16 protein-coding genes are annotated in these 22,707 nt (G+C 58.6%); 9 read left to right on the top strand and 7 right to left on the bottom strand.

The window, feature by feature from the left end; all coding sequences use genetic code 11:
* Position 1: 1 nt before the first annotated feature.
* The 4 genes from JN12_RS01890 to JN12_RS01875 form a co-directional block, all read right to left on the bottom strand.
* Complete coding sequence (locus JN12_RS01890; RefSeq protein ID WP_170241812.1) at positions 2-2,161, bottom strand: tetratricopeptide repeat protein; 2,160 nt, start codon at positions 2,159-2,161, stop codon at positions 2-4.
* Positions 2,136-3,575, bottom strand: a complete 1,440-nt coding sequence (locus JN12_RS01885; protein ID WP_145017523.1) for a hypothetical protein — start codon at positions 3,573-3,575, stop codon at positions 2,136-2,138. Before JN12_RS01885 ends, JN12_RS01890 begins: the two co-directional genes overlap by 26 nt.
* A gap of 66 nt (positions 3,576-3,641) precedes the next feature.
* On the bottom strand, positions 3,642-4,721 hold the full coding sequence (locus JN12_RS01880; RefSeq protein ID WP_145017521.1) for a protein-glutamate methylesterase/protein-glutamine glutaminase: 1,080 nt from the start codon (positions 4,719-4,721) through the stop codon (positions 3,642-3,644).
* A 205-nt stretch (positions 4,722-4,926) separates the two neighbouring features.
* Positions 4,927-6,405, bottom strand: a complete 1,479-nt coding sequence (locus tag JN12_RS01875; protein ID WP_145017519.1) for a LuxE/PaaK family acyltransferase — start codon at positions 6,403-6,405, stop codon at positions 4,927-4,929.
* A 582-nt stretch (positions 6,406-6,987) separates the two neighbouring features.
* On the opposite strand from JN12_RS01875, the gene JN12_RS01870 reads away from it, so the two are divergent.
* The 8 genes from JN12_RS01870 to JN12_RS01835 all read left to right on the top strand — a co-directional run bounded on the left by JN12_RS01870 (position 6,988) and on the right by JN12_RS01835 (position 18,656).
* Entirely contained in the window at positions 6,988-7,338 is a 351-nt protein-coding gene (locus JN12_RS01870; protein ID WP_145017517.1) for a hypothetical protein, read from the top strand.
* Between the two features lie 284 nt (positions 7,339-7,622).
* Positions 7,623-7,940, top strand: coding sequence for a hypothetical protein (locus JN12_RS01865; protein WP_145017515.1), 318 nt, complete (start codon positions 7,623-7,625; stop codon positions 7,938-7,940).
* Positions 7,941-8,160: 220 nt separating this feature from the next.
* On the top strand, positions 8,161-8,475 hold the full coding sequence (locus JN12_RS01860; protein ID WP_145017513.1) for a hypothetical protein: 315 nt from the start codon (positions 8,161-8,163) through the stop codon (positions 8,473-8,475).
* A 121-nt stretch (positions 8,476-8,596) separates the two neighbouring features.
* On the top strand, positions 8,597-13,624 hold the full coding sequence (locus JN12_RS20935) for a CxxxxCH/CxxCH domain c-type cytochrome (RefSeq protein ID WP_145017511.1): 5,028 nt from the start codon (positions 8,597-8,599) through the stop codon (positions 13,622-13,624).
* A 419-nt stretch (positions 13,625-14,043) separates the two neighbouring features.
* Positions 14,044-15,177 carry a TolB-like translocation protein gene (locus JN12_RS01850; RefSeq protein ID WP_170241811.1) on the top strand — a complete coding sequence of 378 codons (1,134 nt, stop codon included), beginning with the start codon at positions 14,044-14,046 and terminating at the stop codon, positions 15,175-15,177.
* The gene (locus JN12_RS01845; protein WP_145017507.1) at positions 15,177-16,334 is read left to right on the top strand and encodes a cytochrome c biogenesis protein ResB; all 1,158 of its coding nucleotides are present in this window, start codon (positions 15,177-15,179) and stop codon (positions 16,332-16,334) included. Before JN12_RS01850 ends, JN12_RS01845 begins: the two co-directional genes overlap by 1 nt.
* Before the next feature lie 148 nt (positions 16,335-16,482).
* Positions 16,483-16,953 (top strand): hypothetical protein, encoded by a 471-nt coding sequence (locus JN12_RS01840; RefSeq protein WP_145017505.1) that lies wholly within the window; start codon positions 16,483-16,485, stop codon positions 16,951-16,953.
* Between the two features lie 194 nt (positions 16,954-17,147).
* A complete protein-coding gene (locus tag JN12_RS01835; RefSeq protein ID WP_145017503.1) occupies positions 17,148-18,656 on the top strand; it encodes a B12-binding domain-containing radical SAM protein in 1,509 nt (502 codons plus the stop codon).
* 194 nt (positions 18,657-18,850) lie between these two features.
* On the opposite strand, the gene JN12_RS01830 is transcribed toward JN12_RS01835, so the two are convergent.
* From JN12_RS01830 to lptF, 3 genes are read right to left on the bottom strand one after another with little or no spacing between them, the layout of a single operon-like run.
* Entirely contained in the window at positions 18,851-19,813 is a 963-nt protein-coding gene (locus JN12_RS01830; protein ID WP_145017501.1) for an IPT/TIG domain-containing protein, read from the bottom strand.
* A gap of 56 nt (positions 19,814-19,869) precedes the next feature.
* Positions 19,870-20,949 carry an LPS export ABC transporter permease LptG gene (gene lptG / locus JN12_RS01825; protein WP_145017499.1) on the bottom strand — a complete coding sequence of 360 codons (1,080 nt, stop codon included), beginning with the start codon at positions 20,947-20,949 and terminating at the stop codon, positions 19,870-19,872.
* The gene (gene lptF, locus JN12_RS01820; RefSeq protein ID WP_145017497.1) at positions 20,946-22,097 is read right to left on the bottom strand and encodes an LPS export ABC transporter permease LptF; all 1,152 of its coding nucleotides are present in this window, start codon (positions 22,095-22,097) and stop codon (positions 20,946-20,948) included. Before lptF ends, lptG begins: the two co-directional genes overlap by 4 nt.
* 212 nt (positions 22,098-22,309) lie before the next feature.
* Between lptF and JN12_RS01815 the strand changes: the two genes are divergently transcribed.
* Positions 22,310-22,528 carry a hypothetical protein gene (locus JN12_RS01815; RefSeq protein WP_145017495.1) on the top strand — a complete coding sequence of 73 codons (219 nt, stop codon included), beginning with the start codon at positions 22,310-22,312 and terminating at the stop codon, positions 22,526-22,528.
* Positions 22,529-22,707 lie beyond the last annotated feature (179 nt).

Below are 22,707 nucleotides of genomic sequence, written 5' to 3'. Positions count from 1 at the left end.
CTTACCACCAGTACCGGCAGAAGAGGGTGGCGCCCGCCTTGTCGTACTGCCCCGCCCGGTGCTCGTGGCCCATCTCGGCTCCGCAGCTGTAGGCCGAAACAGGTCGGTATTCCATGGTGAACCGGTTGGTCAGGGTGAAGAGCCGTTCCGTGTCGAGTTTGTCCTGCAGCTTGTCCGGGGCGGTGCCCGCACCAACTGAATAGCTGGCACGGAATCGATGGTTCGGCTCATACAGGAGGGTGGTGAGGAAGGAAAACCCGCCATTGTCCGTGACCAGGTAAATCCGTTCGTTCAGTGCAAGACCGGCCGGAAGGGGGAGGGAGGCGCCGGGAACAATGATGTTTGCTGACGAGTCCTTGAAATCCATGCGGAAGTAGCCGAGGGAATATTCGGCAGGGCCGATGGCCTGGAACAGTTCGCCGCCGGCCCGGGTGCAGGGAAGAAAGCTGGCGTTGGGGCTTGCTGCCAGGGAGAGATAGCCATAGCGGCGCGCCCCTTCCCCTTTCCCCAGGTATAAATCAACGCCTATCTGACTGTCCGTCTTGTTGAAGCGCGTGGTCGCCGAGGCGGTCGCGACTGTGGTGACTCTCTTCAGGTGCTGGGTCAGGGTGACGGAGTAGTCCTGCTCGTTGGGGTAGCCGCCGGTGTAGCCATACCAGCCGGCAGAGAGCTTGAGCGAGTTGTGGCGGACCCGGTAGAGGAGATCCTCCCGTTCACTCTTGAGCTTTGCGAGCTCTCCGGGCGGCAGGGCTGCGATTTCCCGTTGTGCCGCCTCGTAATCGCCGGCCAGGATGAGCGATTCGATCCGGAGTTGGCGGAAGCCGCTGTCGGCAGGATAGCGTGCAGACAGGTCGGAAAACAGATCGCGGGCCAGGGAGTAGTCGCGACGGGCGACTGCCGCCATTCCCAGGCGGTATCCGCTCTGGTAGGTTTCCCGGCCGCTGTTGAACAGCTCGTGCCAGACTTCTTCGGCCTTTGCCCGGTCCTTCCCCTGTGCGGCCCTGTCCGCTTCGGCGAGCTGCATGGCCACTTCCAGGCGGGAAAGCTCCTCCCTGACGCCGGTGTCTTCCTGGATGGCCAGTGACGCGTTGAACCAGGCGATGGCCTCGTCGTAGCGTTTTTGCCGAACGGCCAGGCGCCCCCGGATGGCGGTCGTTTCGGCATCGTACGGTCCCGGGATTGCGTCCAGTTCACGTTCTGCTCCACGGTCATCTCCCATGGCCAGCATGGCTGCGATCTGGAGCTTGGCAAAATCACGGTCCGTGGGGTAGCTGCGACGCAGCTCGGCGTAGAGATCGCGGGCAGCAGCGTTGTCACCCCGTTTCCGGTAGAGGTAGCCCAGGCGATGACCGGCTTCATAGCGGTTGCGGCCATTGTCGATAAGTGTGCGCAGCAGCTGTTCCGCTTCAGCTGTGGAGCCGTTCTGAACCAGCACCTCAGCCTTGGTCAGTTCTACACCGTAAGAGGTGCGCGAAGTATGATCCGAAACTGACCGATTCCCGGAGATTGCGTCAAGTTCGGCACGGAGTTCCGCCTGTTCGGCATGCTCCTGCCACGGGACCTGGTCGAGCAGATTTTTGGCCTTGTCCCATTCGCCAAGCCGGATCAGCAGTCTGGCATACCGGTAGGCGAAATCCCGGTCCCGGGGGAATTCCCCGGTCAGAGCAGCATACAGGCTGCGGGCCGCAGCCATATCGCCGCGGCTGATGAGGAGCGGCCCGAGGCGACGTCCAGCTTCGTAGGGGATGCTGCCGCTCTGGTAGAGATCGGACAGCCTGGTTTCCGCCTCATCATCCCTGCCGGCGGCAAGCAGCCGGTCGATCGGTGCCAGGGCATCCAGTGCTTCCACCCGTTCCAATTCAGTTTGCAGCTGCCGGTTCGGCCGGATTGCCAGCGATTCCCGGAAGAGTAGGATCGCGGCTTGGTGCCGTCCCTGCCATAGCTGTACCCGAGCTGCCATGGCAGCCAGTTCCTGGTCGCGTGGCTCGCGGCGGCGCAATTGGTTGAGAAGACGTTCAGCACGTATGTACTGCTTACCGGTAATGGCTTTTCTTACTTCAGCAAGCCCTTGTTCGTAGCCGATTGCCTCGGCAGCAGCGGTCTGTTGCAGAATCAGGAAGGCGGTGAGGATGAGATTAGCGGTCCAGTGCTTCATAATCATGTAGTACCCAGCCGGCAAAAGAGGAGAACGGTGGTGGGTGTTCGAGTATTGCTCCCAGTTCATGCTGTTTGCCGGCAAACGACAGGTTGCCTCCGTACACCCGGTAACTCTGGCGTTCGCGCCACCGGGTGCCGCCCAACAGGACGGTTCCGGTTCCCCCTTGGTGAGATTTCTCCAGGACACGATGTTCCTCGTCGGGAAGCCTGGATAGCTCAATTCCCAACAGGACCGGTTTCCCCAGCCGTTCCCCCCAGGCAAGGGTGGTGACGGCGCTATTGACAATGGCGTCAAGGGTTGTCCGGTATGCCATGACCACTACTTCGTCGGCTTCGGCTACGGTGCGCTGGGCCAGTGAGCGGTCGCCGGCCGGCACCTGGTCGAACCAGAGGGGGATGACTACCGAGACCGGGAGTGCTCCGGCGGCATGCTTCCGTAGTGAACTGATCAAGGTGGTGAAGCGCGCCGCATAGATGTCGCGCTTCAGGTTGAAGTCCTTGAGCAGATAGGGTTCCACATCGATCTGGAAACCGGCGAATGGCGCCTCCGGGTGTGCCCGGTTATGGGCGAGCACGGCTCCGAGTCGCTGCAGAAGTTTTTCCGGTGCATTGACGTAGGAAGGGCTGCCGTCCAGGGCATAGACGGCGATGCCTGCCTGTCCGGCTGCCAGCAGAAAGGGGATCAATTCTCCGGGGTGATCGTGGATTTGTATATATACACGATTGATATCCCGACTGACAAGCTCGTTTATAACTTCCTTGCCGCTATCGATGATCTTTCGGCGATCCCAGAGCCAGATACCCCGTATGTTATTGGCTGGTATCCTTTCGTTTCGGTGCAGGCGGATCTGGCGCATATCCAGTGAGCCGTGGCGTGACGTCAGGATGAATACGAACTGTCTGGCCCGGGTTGGATCAAGCCGGCCGGTCGGGGCGGGGAGCGGCAGAGAAAAGGGGCCACCGGTTTCCAGACGGGCAAAGGGGATATTATCCTCCTTTAGCGCGAGGTTTGTGTCTGCCATGGCTATCTGCCAACTGCCGGTAACGTTGCCGACCAGCTCCAGCCTGTCGAAAGGAAGGACGTTGAGTGCAGTGGTTTTCTGGCCGAGATCAAGCAGAAAGCCGCACGGACGGTTGTCAGGGCGGCTCAGCTCCGGCCCGTTGACTGGGCATGGACCGAACGGTATCAGCTTGGGATCGATGATGGTATATCCGGAGAGGGGTGGAGTTACCGGAATGATGGGGTTTGGCGTTGTCTGGTATTCGATATGGGAGAAGGTGCCGTTAACGTTGACAATTTCTATCCGTTCAATACTCGCGGCCAACTGCGGGTCGATATGCTGCTCGATCTCACCGAAGTCAGGCGCAGCGGCAAGAAAGAGGGCGCCGGTGAGGACAGCCAGAGAAGCCGCGGACATGTCTCCTCCTGAGGATGATGGAACGGTGCTGCATATGGTTGATCGTGGGGGAGTTGTAGCGGCCCTTTATGCTGCGCACAGCCGCAGGACTTCCTTGGAGATCCGGTCCAGCGGCACGACGATATCAACGCCGCCATGGGCGATCGCTTCCCTTGGCATACCGAAGACGGCACAGCTCGTTTCATCCTGGGCTATGGTTGCGGCGCCGGCATCCTTCATCTCACGCATGCCCGCCGCCCCATCGTCTCCCATGCCGGTCATGATCACCCCCACGGCATTGCTTCCGGCGTAGCGGGCGGCAGAACGGAACAGTACATCGACCGATGGCCGGTGCCGCGAGACCAGTGGCCCGTCTTTTACCTCAACGTGATAGGTGCCACTGGCTTCTTTGAGCAGGGTGTGCCTGTTGCCGGGGGCGATGAGGGCGTGGCCCCGGATTACCCGGTCGTTGTTTTCGGCTTCCTTGACCTCTATTTTACAGAGGGAGTCGAGCCGGGCGGCGAAGTCGTGGGTGAAGTGCTCCGGCAGATGTTGAACGATTACGACCCCCGGCGCATCGGCGGGCAATTCCTGGAGAACGGCCCGCAACGCCTCAATGCCGCCGGTTGACGCACCGACCACCACCACTTTCTCTGTGGTGCTGATCGAGGGGACAACGTGCGCGGCAGGTTTGTCGAGCATGACATCTGCGGTCAGCTTGGGTTCCCCTTCCATGCGCGGAAAGTGGGGGAGTGCTGAGCTTGGCCTTGCCTGGGCTGCTGCCTTGACGATGTCGCAGATCCTGATTTTCGCTTCTTCGATAAACTGTTTGACACCGAGGCGCGGCTTGTGGATGAGTTCCACCGCGCCGTACTCGATGGCCCTGAATGCGGTTTTCGAGCCCTGTTCCACGTGACTTGAGCACATCACCACCGGGATCGGCCTGAGGGCCATGATCATCTGGAGAAAGGTCAGGCCATCCATCCGGGGCATTTCCACATCAAGGATCATAACATCCGGCAGTTCGTCGCGGATCTTGTTGGCTGCCGTGATGGGGTCGCCGGCGGTCGCCATGACCTCGATATGGGGGTCCGAGGTGAGGATCTCGCTGAGCGTTTTGCATACGAGGTACGAATCATCGACAATGAGCACCCTGATCTTTTTCAAAAGGATCTGCCCTCCTCATCTGGTCGGTACAGAGTTCTTCTTATCGGCAGACTTGTTAGTCAGTTGTAATCTATTTTGCAGTGACGGTCAAAAGGTACGAACCGGGAGGGGCAATACGGGGAATGATGACTGACTGAAATACTGATCAGCCCCCCGCAGGTTGGGCGGTGCGGGGGCTGATCAGCGGAAGCTTGCTCGTCTTTCCCTACGTCTTTTTTTGCTGCGCCTGCTTTTCCGACTGCAGTCCTGCCGGATGGTCCGTCAGCTTCTGCTTCTCCGCTTCCTTGACGTACCACTCCAGTGGTCGTTCGGTCTGATCTTTGAATGTGTTCAGGGATGCGTCGCGCAGTTTGGCGGCTTCTGCGTCGGCCTGGGCCACCAGGATCTCGTCCACCACCTGCGGGCATGAAGCAACCGAGCCGGGCCGGGCTTCGATCTCTTCCCTGACCGCGGGCTCCACCTTGAGATCCTTGGCGAAACGCATCTTCAGGTCAATGGAGAAGTTGGTGTACGCCTCCAGCATGCGGAAGATTCCCGAGTCTCCCATCGGCCCCATGGTGCGGTCCTCATCTGGAAGGGGCGAGACCTTGCCGTTCTCGATCTTGGCCCGGCCGACCATTTCGCAGCCGGTACCGTTGTCGGTCGTGTAGCCCAGGTTGTCCGTTATGACCGCCAGGACCGTCGGTACGTTGGCAAGATCCCAGTGGGCAAGCAGGCCGACTTCGCCATCCGGCAGCGGGCTCAAGTCATCGATATTCATGGCCAGTACGCGGGACCAGGGGGGAACCGGCCGGGTTCGTTTGCGCGGTGGGAGCCCCTTGACGTGGCGGCGCAGGGCATCGTCAAACAGGTTGGTGGCGGTTTCCGCTTCTCCCAGCACGTTGACGCAGTGGGTCTCCGGTATGTCGAGAATCTCCTTTACCATGGCATAGTAATCGTCGCGGGTGACGACGCCGAAACGGCCCCGATAGCCGCCTCCATCGCAGATCCGGCTTCCGGGTGGCAGCTTGAATTTCATCTTCTTGCGGCGGCAGGACTGGAAGAAAAACACATAGGCGGCCGTGGCGCCGATCAGAGCCACCGGGACGCCTGATGCCTCCGACTCGCGCAAGGCCTTGAGCAGATTTTTGACATCGATACCGGTCTTGCCCAGGAGAAACGTGCTGTCGGGCGTGCCGAATGCCTGTCTCGTCTGGTCCATGCCGATTGCCATTCCCATGGAGGGGGCCAACTCAGGGCTTGGGGCGAGGATCAGGATGCGGCACCGTTTCCCCTCCTCGAAATCGGGGAACAGATATGACCCGGTCATCATCTTGTTGGCACCAAAGACCAGGCGTTTGCCGTCCTCGTCGCGGAAGATGCGTCCCCTCTGCGTGAGGCTGGTGGTGCCGCCGGTCAGGCAGGCCATGACCGACTGTTCCAGGGGGAAGGAGGCGACCAGATGGGTCTTGAAGACGTCGTTGTAGACCATGGGGACATCCTGCCAGCGATTGATGTCGCCCGGCCCCACTTTCTTGATATCGCAGAATTCCCGGAAAATCTTGTTGGTTTCGTAGTGCAGAGCGAACAACTGCATGCAGTAATCGTTGAACGTGGCATCGGAAAGCTCGGCATCGACCCCTGCTTCGATGAAGCCGAGGATCTCCTCGGTCAGACGATGACTGGTGCTGTTACTCGTGGACATAAAAACATCTCCTGTTCAAACAGCTGGTTTTTTCGGCTGGATTGATTGGGTAGCGCCAAACACGCAATATTTGTGCCGTCAAGCGCTGTGGCGCATGACGGCGCTGATAAGCGGGACATGATTAGTCCCTGGTAGTTGCATGGGTAACCGGTTGCCGATTAATTGGGCAATACGGTGTATGTATATCGTGCATGCAGATGGCTCGGAAGAGTACGTGAAAATAGCCTGACGGGTCTTTTGAAATATGCTGCCGCTATAATCGCCACTAGCCGTTGTAATCGGTGGCGAGGTCGAAAAAGGAATGGCGGTCTCGATGGTATCTGCTGAGGCTACTGTTCATTAAATAACGTAGTCATGCCCGGGCCGTTTGTAAAGAGCAATCTGGATTTTGACAGCCGTGTAATCTGCCGGAGGAAAGATTTTACGTTGACAACCGCTGCCGGGATTTGGAAGATTGCTCTCTGGTCCAGGGCGGCTGCCTGGTATTCCATCGTTGACTTCATCGGTGCCCCCCTTTGTTGCTTCCTACTGGGGACCTCCATCCCTGTGGGATATTTTGAAATAGAAATGGATGGTTAGCACATGAACCTGAAAAAAAGCGCCATCGTTCTGAACGGATTCATTCACGATTTCATGACCGGTTACTGGGTGTCCGACCTGATCGCGATCTACTTTCTTCATGGATATCAGGCCAGGTATCCGGAATTTTCCTCACAGTTGAATGTTATCGAGCGGTTTTTTTTCTGGAACTCGCTTGCTGCAGCTGTCGTGATCCTGGCTACCGGTGCCGGCCGTACCTTCACCTACGTGGACAATGTTTTTGGCGAGCAGACCGAAGTAACCCGGAGAAACATGCTGATCATCAAGCATATCGTCCTGTTGGCCATCTTCGGGATGGGTGGCTGGTGGGCCTATCGGGCGACATTTCATTGAATGGTCATGACTGTTTTCCTTGCGGCGAAAAAGCGGTTAGCGAGTTTTAATAATCTGCCAATTGGCGTATGTCGGTCAGGACTCGATGCCGAGGACCGATAGCGTCAGAAATCAGTTGTGGTAAACCGGTAGTTTTTTCTCTAACGAAGGTGTACGATTCGCTTTCCTTTCAAATTTTTAACGAAAGATTCTCGATGACTCCTGTTATGGGTGGCACCTTTTTTGCAGAATGCCTTGCCCGATAGACCCGCAAAAACGGCCAGCAATCGATGGACACACGCACAATGTTCCAACGTATCTTCAAAAACTGGTTTCTCCCGCTCCTGTTAGTTTTCGCCTTTTTGGGCGGGAGGCTGGCGGATGCCTGCGATTTTTCCGACTATCATTTCGATTTCAAGAAATCCCACCTGGAGAGCAGCGACAATTCGGCCTGTGTTGCCGATGATTCGAAGCACAAGGTTCAGGCACTCGTCAATTTTGTACCGTTGAAATGGCAGCTTCTCCTGCCGCCGGTTGCACCGGCACCGCATGAAGTTGTCCATTTTGCCTGTGCATCAGTAACGTTCCCCGTATCACTGCCCGCCCGGGCACCACCAGCTTGATCCCAGGTTTTTCCAACTAAAAATCCGCATTGAATCATAATCATTTGACGACGGTCTCTTAATGGCTCCGTCCAAGGCGTGCAGTGCATTCGTGACGCGTTTCGTTTATATGGAGTCGCATTCGTTGTGATTGCGAAGTCATCTTCTGAGCTTCGTGTTCATTGAGAGATAATAGTTAGTTACGGGAACGGTTTCCGTTCCGGGAAAAGGTGAGGTCATCATGGGTAACACAGAGCAACTGGAAACAGCTAAACGCTTCAAGACCATCATTATCAAGGATCAGGAAACATCCATTATTGAGGACAGCTATCTGGTAGCCGCACTGGTGACCCTCGATCCGAGCATAAAATACAAGCCGGTGCAGGGGGCCGACGGCAAGGTCTCCTTCCAGGTGCACGGGAAGATCTCCGACGAAATGGGTCGGCTCTACTCCGGCGAGAGCGCCTCGCTGTCGACCTATATCAGCAACCTGAAGGCCTGTCGTTCGGCCATCTTCGCTCTGCGGAGCAGCCAGCGCGGAAACAGGTTCAGATGATTGCAACGTCGCCGGTAACTCTGCAGCAAGGCCGTCTGTTGGCCGTTAGAGTTCCGGCACTGGCCGGTCAATGATGCACATAAAGACGAATATCTTGCGGTAAAGTAAAGGAGTTGATGTCATGGGAAAAGTGATCGCCGGGAAGATCGGGGGGATGAGCCGCTGGGCCAAGTGGAGCATCGTTCTGCTCTTCACCCTGCTAACCAGTATTTTCATGTACAAGGGGTGGTACAAGCCATTGAATGCTGAGGCGGCGATTGCCCGTGTACAGTCGGTGACTCTGAACAACGGGTCCAACACCACTGGGACGATCACCATTGCGCCCACCCATGCCGGAAACCTTCTGGTCGTCGTAATCGGCGGGATTCAGACTGCAACCGGCAATGTGTCCAACGTTAAGCTCGGGTCAACGGCGCTGACACTGGCAAAAGACATAGTTGTCAGCGGTGGTCCGCAGTATGTCTCGATCTGGTACCTGGCAAACATCCCCTCCGGGCAGACAACGGTGACCTATACCAGTACTGCGGTGGATAACGGCGCCGTTGTCGCCGAATACTCGGGGATTGCCACCACGAGCCCGCTTGACGTTACGGCCTCAGCCGGAAGCAGTACCTCAAGTAGCACCCTCAGCACCGGCACGGCCACGAGCAGCGCGGCCAACGAACTCTGGATCGGTGCCTTTGGCGACAACACGTCCTCAACGCTTAGTGCCGTTACCGGAACCAACGCCTCCATGTACGCGCAAACTGCCGCCTTTGGTACGCAGCTCGGTCTTGCCGACTCCATCACGAACTCCGCCGGATCGGCAACCATGGGGTGTACCGGCGCCAACGATTGGTGGGCCGGTGCCATCGCCGTGTTCAAGCCGGCGGCCGGAGCCCCGGCTCCCACGGTCACCTCTACATCACCGAACAATATGGCGCAAGGAACCGGCCCGACCACGGTAACCATAACCGGGACCGGCTTCCAGTCCGGTGCCGCAGTCGCCTTCAGCGGTACCGGGGTCACCACCGGCGCTGTCACGGTCGTGAACGCAACAACCATCACTGTTCCCGTTACCGTTGCAGCCGGAGCCACCACCGGAGCACTCAACGTAACGGTCACCAATCCGGATGCAGGGGCCGGCACCGGCACCGGAGTCTTTACCGTCAACCCGGCAGCAGTCTGCACGGCAAATACGCCGACCATCTCGGTGACCCCAGCCTCGTCGACGGTCACCTCCGGCGGAGCCGCCACCACCTACACCGTAACGGTAACCAACAACGATACGGCCGCTTGCGCCAGCACGGTTTTCACCCTGACCAAATCGGACAACAACGCCGGTGTCTTCACCAGCAGTACGCTGAGCCCGACGACCCTGACCCTTGCTCCCGGTGCCAACGGCACCGCCACCTTCACCGTCGCGGCCCCGGCCGGGGCCGCCAACGGCGCATCCAACGTCACCACCCTGGGGGTCTCAGCCACCGGACATACTGCACCGGCCAACATCACGGCCACCACCACCGTGAGCAACCCGGCCCCGACCGTCACCTCGGCCACCCCGAACAGTGGCACACAAGGGGCCACGAGCCTGAGCGTCACCATCGGCGGTACGAACTTCGCGAGCGGCGCCACGACCGCCTTCAGCGGCACCGGGGTTACCGTCAACTCCACCACCTTTGTCAGTGCTACCCAACTGACCGCCAACATCACGATTGCCGCTGGCGCCACCACCGGCGTCCGTAACATCACGGTCACCAACCCGGATACCCAGTCGGCGACCCTGACCAACGGCTTCACCGTCAACGCGTCAGTCGTCTGCACGGCGAACACTCCCTCCCTCAGTATCGCCCCCGCTTCGGCCACGGTAAAGGCCGGCAATGGCCAGGGGTATACGGTGACCGTGGTCAACAACGATACCACAGCCTGCAGCTCGACCACGTTTACCCTGAGCCTTGCCAACAGTAATACGACTGACTTCACGACAACTTCCCTGACGCCGTTGACGCTTTCACTTGCCCCGGGCATCAGTGGTACCTCCAGCTTCACGGTAACGGCTGGTGCGGCCGCTGCCACCGGCGCGGCCAACACCTCCACCGTAGGTGTCTCGGCAACCGGGCACACTGCACCGGCGAACGTGACCGGCGTGACCACGGTCAACAACACGGTCATTAGTCCCCTTACCCACAGCAGCGTCAACCTGGGGACCAAGTACGGCAACTGGGGGACGAGCTACAACTGCACTACCTGTCACAACGAGGCCACGAACAACATCAAGAACATCGCCGCCACCATTACCACGCCGACCGGTGCCCGCTCAGTGGTCTTCAACCAGTTGACCGCCTCCCAGACCACGGCCATGGGGGTGTTCGGCAACGACCAGCGCGCCACCCTGACCCAGACGACCAACGTCTGCGAGGTCTGTCACCACAACACCATCTATCACCAGTACAGTTCCTCCAAGGCCGGCGTCAACCTGACCCACAACAACCGCAAGGATTGCATGCTGTGCCACCCGCACAGCGTCGGCTTCAAGGCGGGCTGCAGCGGCTGTCATGGCTATCCGCCGACAGACGCCACCCTCGGGACCTCCACCGGCCTGGTTTCGCCGGTCTCCGGCGCCACCAGCCCTGCCAGCGCCGGCGCTCACGCGATCCACGTGACCACCCGCAGCATGACCTGCAACACCTGTCACACCGGCACCACCATGCCGACGCTCGACAACAAGATCACTGTCGGTTTTGCCATCAACGGCAGCAACTGGCCCGGCTTTGTCGGCAGTGTGGGTACCTACAATACTTACAGCGGCCATACCCCGCTCAACTCACCCTACACCTTCAACTCCGGGAGCGTCACGACCACGGTTGCCACCGGCGCCGGCTACCGCAACTCCTGTAACGTCTACTGCCATGCCAACTGGCCCGGCAGCAACGGCTCCCTCAACCCTTCCTGGGTGATCACCGACGGCACCCAGAAGGCGTGCGGCACCTGCCACGGCGCCTCGGCGGCAACTCCGCCAACCACCGGCAGCCATGTCCGCCATGCCGGTAACGGTGCCACCAGTCTGGCCCTTACCTGCGACAAGTGCCATGGCGCCCATACCGACAACAGCCATGTGAATGGCAATGTGAAATGGGACCTGACCGGCATCGCCGCCACGGCTCAGTACAAGACGCCGGCCGGCGTCTATGCAACCACTGGCGGCACCAATGCCGTGGCGCCGAGCGCCTCCTATGGACAGTGCAACAACGTCTATTGCCACAGCACCGTTCAGGGGGCCACCGGCTCCGGTGCCCCGGCCACCTATGCCACCCCCACCTGGGGAGGGGCGGCGCTGACCTGCGGCAGCTGCCATGCTGACATGTCCGGCGTCTCCGGCAGCGGCAGCCATCCGAAGCATGCCAACACCGCAAAGATTGCCTGCAGCCTCTGTCATGGGGTCGGCTACAACTCCACCACGGTAACGTATCCGAAGCATGCCAACGGTTTTATCAATATCTCCACCAATGGCTATGCCAATGGGACCACCTACAGCAAAGGGAAGAGCATCACCCCCGGCAGCGCTGTTTACGGTACCTGCTCCAACGGTTACTGCCACTCCAACGGCACCGGCGGTACGCTGCAGACCGGCGATACCCGCGGCATCGCGGCGAATACGTCGCCGGCCTGGGGCAGCACCGACAGCTGCACCACCTGTCACGCCTCGCCGCCCAACTATGCCAACTACACGAGCAACACCAGCATCACCGGCCAGAAGGCCAACAGCCATCAGGGCACCACGCACTTGGCGCAGACCTGCGATGTCTGTCATAACAGCGTCAGCACCACCAACGGCGGCGTTACGTATACCACGTATACGTCCCACAACAATGGCAGGTACAGCCTGAAGGCGTCGCTCGGCTACACCTTCGGCGTCAAGGGGGGAACCTGTGCGACCCCCGGTTGCCATGGGTCGGCGAAATGGGGTGGGCAGCTCGGTTGCGTGAACTGCCACAATACCACCATAACCCGTACCCTTGGCCGACCTGGAGAGCAGCTGGCAAATATCGTCGCCGAATTCGGCCTCGCGTTTGGCCACAAAAAATCCGGGAATAGTGCGGTTACCGATGCGGATTGCATCGTCTGCCACCTCGAAGGCGATTCGACCACCGGCAAGGTATCGGCAACCTATCACAAAAACGGCAACATCGACCTGCGTGACCCGGACGGCGCCACCACCGAGGCACCGATCACCAACATGTCCGGAGCGGCCTTCACCTTCCAGCGCTTCACCACATCGTATGTTGCCGGTTCCAGAACCTCCACCGGCAACACATCGAACAACATCGACAACGTCATCACCCAGAAGTTCTGTCTCAAGTGCCATGATGCCACCGGCGCCACCAACCCCGGCGCCCGGGTAGGGGGGGCGGCGACCTCCCAGTACAAGCCGTTCAACCGGAACACCGGCGACGCCAACTACGTGGTGCCTCTGAGCGCCGGGGTCACCAATGGCGTGGTTGACGTGGATAGCATGTTCGCAACGACCAACTCCACGTTCCATCCGGTCAAGGGGCCGCAGAACAACAGCTATGCGGCCAACACCAGGATGAACGCCCCCTACGGCGCAACCAAGACGAACGGCACACCGTCAGCCGGCGTCGTCATCAACTGCTTCGACTGCCATAACGTCTCCGGCGCACCGCTCACCCGCCGTACGGTATCCGCACACGGCAACGCGGCCTGGTTGCGCGGCACCGTGTACGACACCACCAACTCGTTGTGCAAGATATGCCATAACGGGTATCAAACCGCCACTGGCGGGATGGGCCACGGTTCCGGCTCGGCGTTCTATTCCTCGGTAGACTCCGGCATGGACACCTACATGACGAACCAGTGCCAGAAATGTCATGCCAGCACCGATACGGCAGTACGTCCGACGCGGGCCGAGGATGCCCACGGGTTCAGCTACTTCGCCGGTAACGGTACGGACAAGATGTGGCCCCGCGGCGCAACCGAAACGTACAAGATGTATGCGTTCATCAGGAACACGAATCAATGGAGCAGTACCAACTGGCAACCGCTGTCAGGCCCGGGTGTCCCGGCCGGTGGCGCCCAATGCGGCGGCAATATGACCACCTCAACCTGCGGCGACACCATGACCGGGTACACCCCTGGTGGCGTGTATTAGCAGCAGCTGACATGGTCAAGCCCAAAAAGCCCCGCCCGCAAAGGCGGGGCTTTTTTTGGAATACCCCATCGCTCTCTGTGGTTATCAAGACTCTTCCCAAGCTTGTCACAAGCCCTGAAAAACTGGTATGGTGAGTAGCTTGAGGCTTTATTACGGATTGAGAAGTGGAGTGGCATGGCGTGAACTATCTGTCTGCAAAGAGGTTGTCCCTTCGGATATGCATGTGTATCGCGGTCTTTCTGTCAGTCACCGGGTGCCGCAGAGAACAGAAAGAATCCCATCTGCAGCCCCCCGGCGATGTCGTAACGCAAACAACCCTTCTCGCAACTATCGGTGACCGGGAGAAACCGCACAGTGTCGATTACGCTGCAGGAAACAAAGCAGTTTTCAACATTGTGTTCAACGAACGGGGAAGGGGCGTGGCATACATTGCCGAGATAGCGGGCACACTTCATGTCGTTCATGACGGCACGATTGGCAGGCCCTATCAAGCGATCGACAATTTGCAAATAAATCCCGATGGCCAGCGCATAGCCTACAGTGCTTCCGTTAACGGCAAGCGTTGCCCGGTGACGGATGGCAGGGAAGGGCAGCTGTTCGATGATACAGGCGTCCCTGTGTTCAGTCCGGATGGCCGGCATGTTGCCCATAAGGTCATCATGGGGGGGAAGATCCACATCGTTGTGGATAACGAGTTAAGTGACGGGTACCGGGCGTATGGCGGCAATCCTGTATTCAGCGCCGATTCCGCAAAAGTCGCGTATGTCGAGGGCGCAGAGGAGAATCGTAAGACGAGACTGATTGTCAGCGACCTGGCATTCAAGAAAAAGATTGTCAAGGAATCCTGCGGGAGTCTCATGGTTACAAACAGAGACAAGACCAGGATTGCCGCGATCAACGACATAAACAACAAGCAGAGGGTGATAGTGTTCGGCTTTGACCGGCCTGATGCGATGCAGGAAGGTCCGCTGTACGATTCCATCGAATTTCCGGCATTTGGCAAAGACGGTGATGCCGTGGCGTACGTAGCGAAGAAAGGTGAGGCGAGGGTGCTGGTGCTGAACGGCCAGGAGCGCCCCCTGCCGGAGGGGGATCTGATAGAGGCGCCCGTGGTCCACCCGGACCGAAAAAAAGCCGGCATCATTATGGCCATTAAGCACCGCTATTTCCTGCATGAGCCCTTTTCCCATGATGAGCCAAAGGAAAAACAGTACGATGAGGCAGCTGAACTGGTCTATAACAGGGACGGCAGTCGGCATGCATATACCGCGCGGAATGGGAAGAACTGGTTTCTGGTTGTGAACGGCAAGGAAGGGCCGGCGTTCGACCGGGTGGTTACGCCCATGTTCAGCCCTGACGGCAGTCGGCTCATCTACCGGGCCCGCAAGGACGGCAAACGGTTTGTCGTGGTAGCGGATGCAAACGGCGTGGTGATGCGCCAGCACCCCAACTACGAGATGGTGTTTCCCCCGGTGTTTACCGCTGACGGGAAATCGGTTGCCTATGGTGTCAAGGATGGGCAGCAGCTTATCTGGAAGGTGGAGAACTTGTAATGACTGAATTCAATAACATGCCCGACCCGGATTCCGAGAACGAGCAGTTCCCGATCGAGCCCCGCTATCACCCTGTGCACAGGATACCACGGAAAATTTATGATTTCCTGGCCTCTTCCAAGCTGGCCATGGCTCTGCTGGGGATCATCCTTGCGTGCTGCGTTGCCGGCGTAACCGTCGTTCGTGGGCAGCGGGCCGGAGAGTTGATATTCGGAACGCTCTGGTTCAACGGACTGTTGGTCCTGCTGGTGGTGAACGTTGCCTGCTGTTTTTTCGGCAGAATATGGGGCCGCAGGCTGACAATCATCTCCTTTGGCATGATTCTCTTTCATCTGAGCTTCGTTGCCATGTTCGCAGGCATTATCTATAACAGCCTGTTCAGCTTTAGGGGGATTATCAGGCTTACCGAAGGGGAAACTCTTCCCAATGGGCAGTTGCAGAGTTACGATCTGACCGAACAGGGACGTTTTTTCAACCTTTCGCACCTGAAAGGCGAAACAACGCTCATCAGGATGCAGACAGGCTACAAGGTTGACGGTGCCGACAAGAAGGTGGCATACGAGATCGCAGTCGGTGAGGGGCGCACCAGGAAGCGGGGAGTTGTCTACATCACGAACAGCTTCGACTCCGACGGGTTCAGTTATTTCCGCGACAAGGAAGGTTATTCCGTCCTGATTGTCCTCTATGACAAGCAGGGGAGAGAGCTTGGCGGCGCGTACGTCCCGCTGCAGAGCATCAAACAGAAGAACGGCGCATATCTCTACACGACCGGGACAAAGGATGGCCCCGGAAGTTTCCCGTTCCCGCAGGTTATGGCGAAACCTTTGCTCAATCTTCAGGTGGCCTATCGACCGGTACCGATAAAGGAGCGGGGGGGAGACGTTTTTTTTCAGGTGTGGCCGCTTCCTCAACCAGATGTGAGACAGGGGGGGAAGGTTCTTGCAGAGGGGAAGGCGGCGATCGGAGAGAAATTTGACGCTGGTGAATACTATCTTTCGGCCAGGGAGGTTCGCTACTGGGCTGCCATGAACGTACGCCACGAGCCGGGCAAGCCGATTGTGCTGGCGAGCCTGTGTGTGGGGCTGTTGGGCATGATCATCACTACCATCGGCCGGATCAGAAAAAGCAGGAGAAGAGGGCCGGTTTCCGGAATCTGATCGAAGTCGACAGATAAGGCTCCTCAGGGCATTCCTTTTACCGTGGAGCGCTCCATTCCCGGTCTTGTATCCACCATTACATACGATAACAATGGGAGAGATGACAGTGCGGAACTTTTTTTTATTGACACTGATGATAGCAACATTCTTGAGTGTCATTGCCTGTTCCAAAAATGACACAAAGAATACCGACGAGTATCCTGCTGAAAACCAGGTAGATAAAAGTAATGCAAAGGGAATTACCGGTTCCGGTATTGCCGACGCACTTAAGGATAAAACTTTGGCTGGCTATGAATCGACTACCATAGGAACTGCGTTCGACAGCTATAAGTATTTCACGAAAAAGGAATGGAAAGAAACATCTGCGCAGAATGGAAAGATCTATATTGACTTTATTGGCTGGGTTGGCACCAACGCCCTTGATGCTGTGAGCATAAAGGATGGCGTTTCAGCCAGGGGGATAGATGTGAAGTTCGTTATCAATCCGGACGGTTCCTTTTTTGTGGGAATGGTGTCGAAAATTGATGCAAAGACTGATGGCACATTCTACAGTTATCCGCTTGAGGACAGTGCGGGGCTACTGACAAAGATATACGCCAACAAGGAGATCGCGTTCTGATGACAACCGGTGGCGCAGTGTGCCCGGTTGCTTGCGGAACTTCGGCTGTCTTTGCGGAGGGGCAAAGCGTTGGTGAAAAAATAGAAGACAAAACAAACTGATTTAACTATTATTGGCACGTTGTCTTCCTTGATTCGGCGCAGAAATTGCTGTCATTTCGGAACACCACCAGACTTCAGAAGGAACTACGTCAAATGACGATCAAACGCATTGCCCTGATAACCCCCCCCTATCATTCGGGTGTTGTTGAGTCTGCCGGTACCTGGCTGAACGTCGGCTTTGTCTACGTAGCCGGTGCCCTGCGGGCTGCCGGTTTCGAGGTCGATTATTACGACGCCATGTCGCTCTGGCATAAATGGCCGGATATCCGGAAGCGGATCGAGGCGTTCCGGCCCGACGTGGTTGCCACCACGGCCTTCACCGCCTCCATCGTGGATGCCGTCCGGCTCTGCGGCTTTGCTAAGGAGATAAACCCCCGCATCGTAACGGTGCTGGGCAACGTTCATGCCACCTTCTGCTACGACGAACTGCTGAAAGCCGATCACGACAAGGTTGATTTCGTCGTCCGCGGGGAAGGGGAACTCACCCTCCCTGAGCTCCTGACCTGCCTCAATGCCGGTGATGACCCGGCCAAGGTCGAGGGACTGGCCTACTGGCGGGGCGGCGGGGTGGTTGTGACACCGCGGCGGCCGTACATTCACGACCTGGACAGCCTGCCCATGGCCTGGGACCTGGTCGAGTGGCCGATCTACACCTACCGGGCCAAGCATAACGCCCGTCTGGCCATAGTCTCCTCGTCCCGCGGCTGCCAGCAGAAATGTTCCTTCTGTTCCCAGCAGCTCTTCTGGTCGCAATCCTGGCGGGCCAGGAGTGCCGAGAATTTTGTCGCCGAGCTGGAACTGCTCAGCCAGAAGTACGGCGTCGAGGTGGCCATGCTCTCCGACGAGATTCCCACCTTTGACCGGGAGCGCTGGGTGAAGATCCTCGACCTGATGATCGAGCGGGAGGTCGGCGTCAAGCTCCTGATGGAGACCAGGGTGGATGACATCCTTAGGGATGCGGATATCATGGACAAGTACAGGCGTGCGGGTGTAGAGCATATCTATGTCGGCGTTGAGGCCGGTTCCCAGGCGACCCTGGACCTTTTCAAGAAGGATACCCAGGTCGAGCAGTCCAAACAGGCACTCGACCTGATCAACGGCGCCGATATCGTTTCAGAAACCTCCTTTGTTCTCGGTATGCCGGAGGATACTCCCGAGTCGATTGCCGAGACTATTGAGCTGGCCAAGCACTACAACCCGGATATGGCGTTCTTTCTGGCCATCGCCCCGTGGCCATATGCCGAGCTCTATCCCGAGCTTGAACCATACGTCGGCACCAAGGATTACCGGAAGTACAATCTGGTGGAGCCGGTCCTCAAGCCAAAGAATATGACCATGGCGGAACTGGAGCGGGAGCTTGGCAAGGCCTCCCAGAAATTCTACATGCACAAATTCCAGCATCTCCACGAACTCACACCCTGGAAGCAGGAGTTCATGCTGTCGGTGCTCGATATTTTCATTAACCATTCCTATTTAGCCGGTCAGATGAAGGCTGCGATGAAGGAGAGTGGAAAGCAGATGCCCGAAGAGGTGAAGAATCTGCTGCGCACCGTAACGTCCCACAAATCGGCTGAACCGTTAACGATCCCCCCGCTCCCCTGATCAGGAAGGGGTACCTGTTGCAACGTCAAAAAGGCCGTGCCAAGTGCACGGCCTTTTCTTATGTATCGCACCGCCGCAGCCGTCATGGCCCGATGCAGGGTCGGAGTGCGGCGTTCCACCGCAGCACGGGTAGATAGAGGGGGGGGGCCGCCGCCAAGTCGGTTGTCCCATAGATGGTAGTCGTTGCTACCCGCTTACGGCGCGCTGACTGACACGGTCGCGCTCTCTTCGCCGCCGGGGTTGATCACCTGGACCTGGAAACTCTTGCTGACCGGGCTGTAGGGATAGCGCTGGTAGATGATCCGGTTACAGTTGACATAGGTGACCCGGTCCCGCTCGGCCCCGCCGCCCGAACCGCTGGAAAGGCGCCGGACGTCCACCATGGGGGACTGCCCGGTCAGTTCGAAGGTCCTCTCTTCCATGACCACTATGGTCGAATTCTGCAGGAAATTCCGTCCTTCGATGATCAGGTTGTAGTAGTTCACATAGTCCTCGCCCCGGCTGACGTTACTGATTTCGGGCTTGGTGTCGATGAGCAGCCCGACTGCTCCGGAGGCAGTTTCGTCCGAGTTCTTCACCTGGACTTGGTGGAGGCCGCCCTTGATCTGGGGCACGGTGAAGGATATGGATTCGCTGGAAACATAGCGGCTCCTCACTGCCACCCCGTCGAACAGGACCAGTGCCCCTTTTCGGAAATTGCTGCCGACGACCGTGACGTTGCGCTCCGTGCCGGTGGCGCAGAACGGGACGGAGTCGGGCGAGATGTCGCTCACCGTCGGTTTGAGCGGCTGGACGGTAAACGAGTATGTCCGGCTGGCGATGCCATCCTCGCGGCGCAGGTACAGGGCATAGATTCCCGGTTCAAGGGCGGGGAGCGTGAAAGAGAGATGCCCGGCATCGATAACCTGGGCCGCTATTTCCGTGCTGCCGAGGAATACGGTGGTCTTTGCGGTGAAGCCGGAACCGGAGAGGGTGACGGTGGCCGCCGGTTCGGCCTGGGCGGGAATGATACTGAGAATCGCCGGGCTTGGCTGCGCCGGCGGCTGTTTCGTCTGAATGGCCGGTTTGGCCGCAGGGGCCTTGACGCTGGTCTGGGCCAGGACCGGCTGGGCCAGCGTCAGGAGCAGGAGCAGGAGCAGCGGAAGTCGTACGGGCATGACGGGTTCTCCTCTTGGGGCCTTTCTCGTCAAGTAAACCACCGCCGGCCCTCTTGTCAACGCTCGACGGTCATGGCCAGCCAGACGCCGGCGCCGGCACAGAGCACGTTGGCGGCCCAGGCCGCCAACAGTGGCGGCAGGGTGCCGGCTTGGCCAAAGGAGATCAGGATTGCGCTCAGGATATAGTAGCTGAAGCCGATGCCGAGGCTTAAGCCCACCCCGACGGCGATGCCGCTTGAGCGGCTGCTCTTCAGAGCGAATGGAATGCCGAGAAAGACCATGACCAGGGAAGTACAGGGGAGCGAGAGTTTGGACTGGAGGAGTGCACGGTAAGCGGTGGTCTCATATCCACCCTGCTCCAGCTTTGCGCAGTAGCGGCGCAGTGCGAAATACCCCATGTTTTCCGAATACTTTCCCACGACCTTCAGGTCATCTGTCTTCAGGGAGAGCGGAACAGTCATGGTGTCAAGGCTCCGTGGTGCTATGGCAGTGCCGCCGGCCACCTGCCGTTCGCTCACCTTCTGAAACTCCCATCCCCGGTCCGTGAAGAGGGCGCGGTCGGCATCCAGGCGGGTCTGCGGCTGGAGGTCATCGCCCAGACGCCAGAGGGTAACTCCGCGCAGGGAACGGGTGGCCGGCTCAAAGTGGCGGGCCTGGAGAATGGCCTGCCGGTCCCGGTACCAGATATTGTCCTGCCTGAAAAAGGTGTTCGGGTTCTTTTTGCCGATCGCCACCTCTTCCAGGTAGCTGGCCTTACCGCTGGCCGGCGGGACCAGGAACTCTTCCATCGCAAAGGTGCCGATGCTGATTGCCGCACCGACCATGAGCAGCGGCCGCCCGATCCTGAGCAGGCTCATGCCGCCACTCCGCATGGCCGTGATTTCGCTCTGGCGGGAGAGGGCGCCGATGCTGAGGATGGTCCCCATCAGGACCGCCAGGGGGATAACCTGGACCAGCACCTCGGGCAGGCGGCAGGCGAAGAAGGTCCCCATCTGCGCCAGGGTGGCTCCACCGCGGCTGAATTTGCCGATCTTTTCCAGAAAGTCGATGACCAGGAAGATGGCGACGAACGCCCCGAGACAGAGGCTGATGAGCCGCAGGTGGCAGGACCGGAGATAGTGGTCGACGATCTTCATGCAGTGCCCCCCCGTCGCCGCAGAAACCGTGTCAGCCGCAGCCTGGAGGGGAGGATGCGCTGCTCTTCGCTTGCCTGCCGGAAGAACAGGAGGCCGATGGCCAGGAACAGGACGTTGGGCAACCACATGGCCACGGCCGGGTACAAGATCGCCTTTTCCCCCAGGGTTCGGAAGGCGGAAAAGGCGATGTAGTAGGCCAGCAGCACGCCGATGCTGACGGCAAAGCCGGCTCCCCTGCCGGAACGCTGGTTCTGGATGCCGAGGGGGAGGCCGATGACGGCGAAGACAAAGCAGGCAAAGGGTAGGGCGAAGCGGCGGTGTACCTCCAGTTCCATGTCCTTCATCAGCTTGGCCGGGAAGCCGCCGGTACGCAAATTCCCCCGGATCTCGTCCAGGTCCATGTCCAGTTCGTTGCGGGCGATATCCTTGTCGGCCCGTGCCAGGCTCACGGCCAGTTGATAGGAGTCGAAGCAGAGCTGGCGAAACGTCTTGCCCGGAACCAACTGCTGGATGCTTCCCTGCTCCAGCGTGAGAATGACCATTGAGCGTCCCTGGTCATGGCGCAGGGTGCCACTCCTGGCAAAGATGGTGGTCGGGGTCGTGCGGTTTCGGTCGTCCTGGACCAGGATGCCGTGCATGGTGCCGGTCCGTTCGTCGAACCGGTCCGTGTAGAGGACCAGGCCGGGGAGGTCGTCGTTGAAGACCTGGGGCTTGACGCTCAGGTTTATCCTGTTTTCCACCACCTGTTGCAGCAGTTCCTTGAAGGCAGTGTTGCCGCGGGGCAGGGCGTAGAGGGCCATGAAGGTCGTTGCCAGGTAGGCGACGAGAGCCGCCAGAAGGACCGGCGGCAGCATGGCGGAGAGGCTCATGCCGCAGGCCTTCATGGCGGTTACCTCGCTGTCGGCGGAGAGACGGCCGAAGGCGAGCAGGACCGCCAGGAGAAAAGCCATGGGGATGGTGAATATGGCGAAGTAGGGGAGGAGATACGTGACCAGCAGCAGGACATCGCCGAGCGGCACTCCCTTACTGATGACCATGTCGGCCAGTTTGAGCATGCGCCCCATCAGGAGGACGGCGGTGAAGGTCGCCAGTCCAAGGATCAGGGGGGCGGCGATCTCCCGCAGAATGTAGAGGTGTAGGCGCTTCATCGGCGGGCATCATACCCCATGTGGCAGGTGAAGTAAATACGGGGGGGATTTTGCCATCCCGTTGCTTGACAGCGACTGGCTCGGGGATTACAAACTATCCATCTGTTGTTGCAGGGGGGGGAGGGATACATGCTGAGCGAAATGAGCAGGAGGCCTTGAGTCGCTTATATAGGGAAACTGATGATTAACGGGTTGTGCAAAAGAGAGAGAAATTGAAGATCATGAAAATGCAATGGATCTTCCCAAGGCTTCTTATAATTTTTGCCGCTGCTCTTGTTGGTGCATCGGTTGGTAAAGTTGCAGTCTTTGATCAAGGTTATTCTGCCGCTGGCGGAGGAATTATTGCTGCGATAGCCGTCGGCATTGGAGCATTGTTCGGCACCAAAACGAAAGAATTAGAAAGGACAACAGAACCGAGCAGACGTAAGTAAGGGTCAACTCCCCATTTTCCATTTTCATGGAAGAGGCGACAAGATGAGTCACAACTCTCGCGTGGACGCGGACGCAAAGACCCCGCGCCGGTCACGCTCATAGCCGTTGGAAAAATGAAAAGCCGATAGGCGGGCTAGGGGGACGTAGTTAAGTTTGTTTACTTTATTTATTTTTTTCG

Origin of the sequence: Geobacter argillaceus (assembly GCF_007830735.1) — a bacterium.
In the GTDB taxonomy this organism is placed as follows: Bacteria; Desulfobacterota; Desulfuromonadia; order Geobacterales; family DSM-12255; genus Geomobilibacter; species Geomobilibacter argillaceus.
The sequence above is the reverse complement of the archived record's forward strand: the minus strand, read 5'-3'. Positions and strand labels throughout refer to the sequence as shown.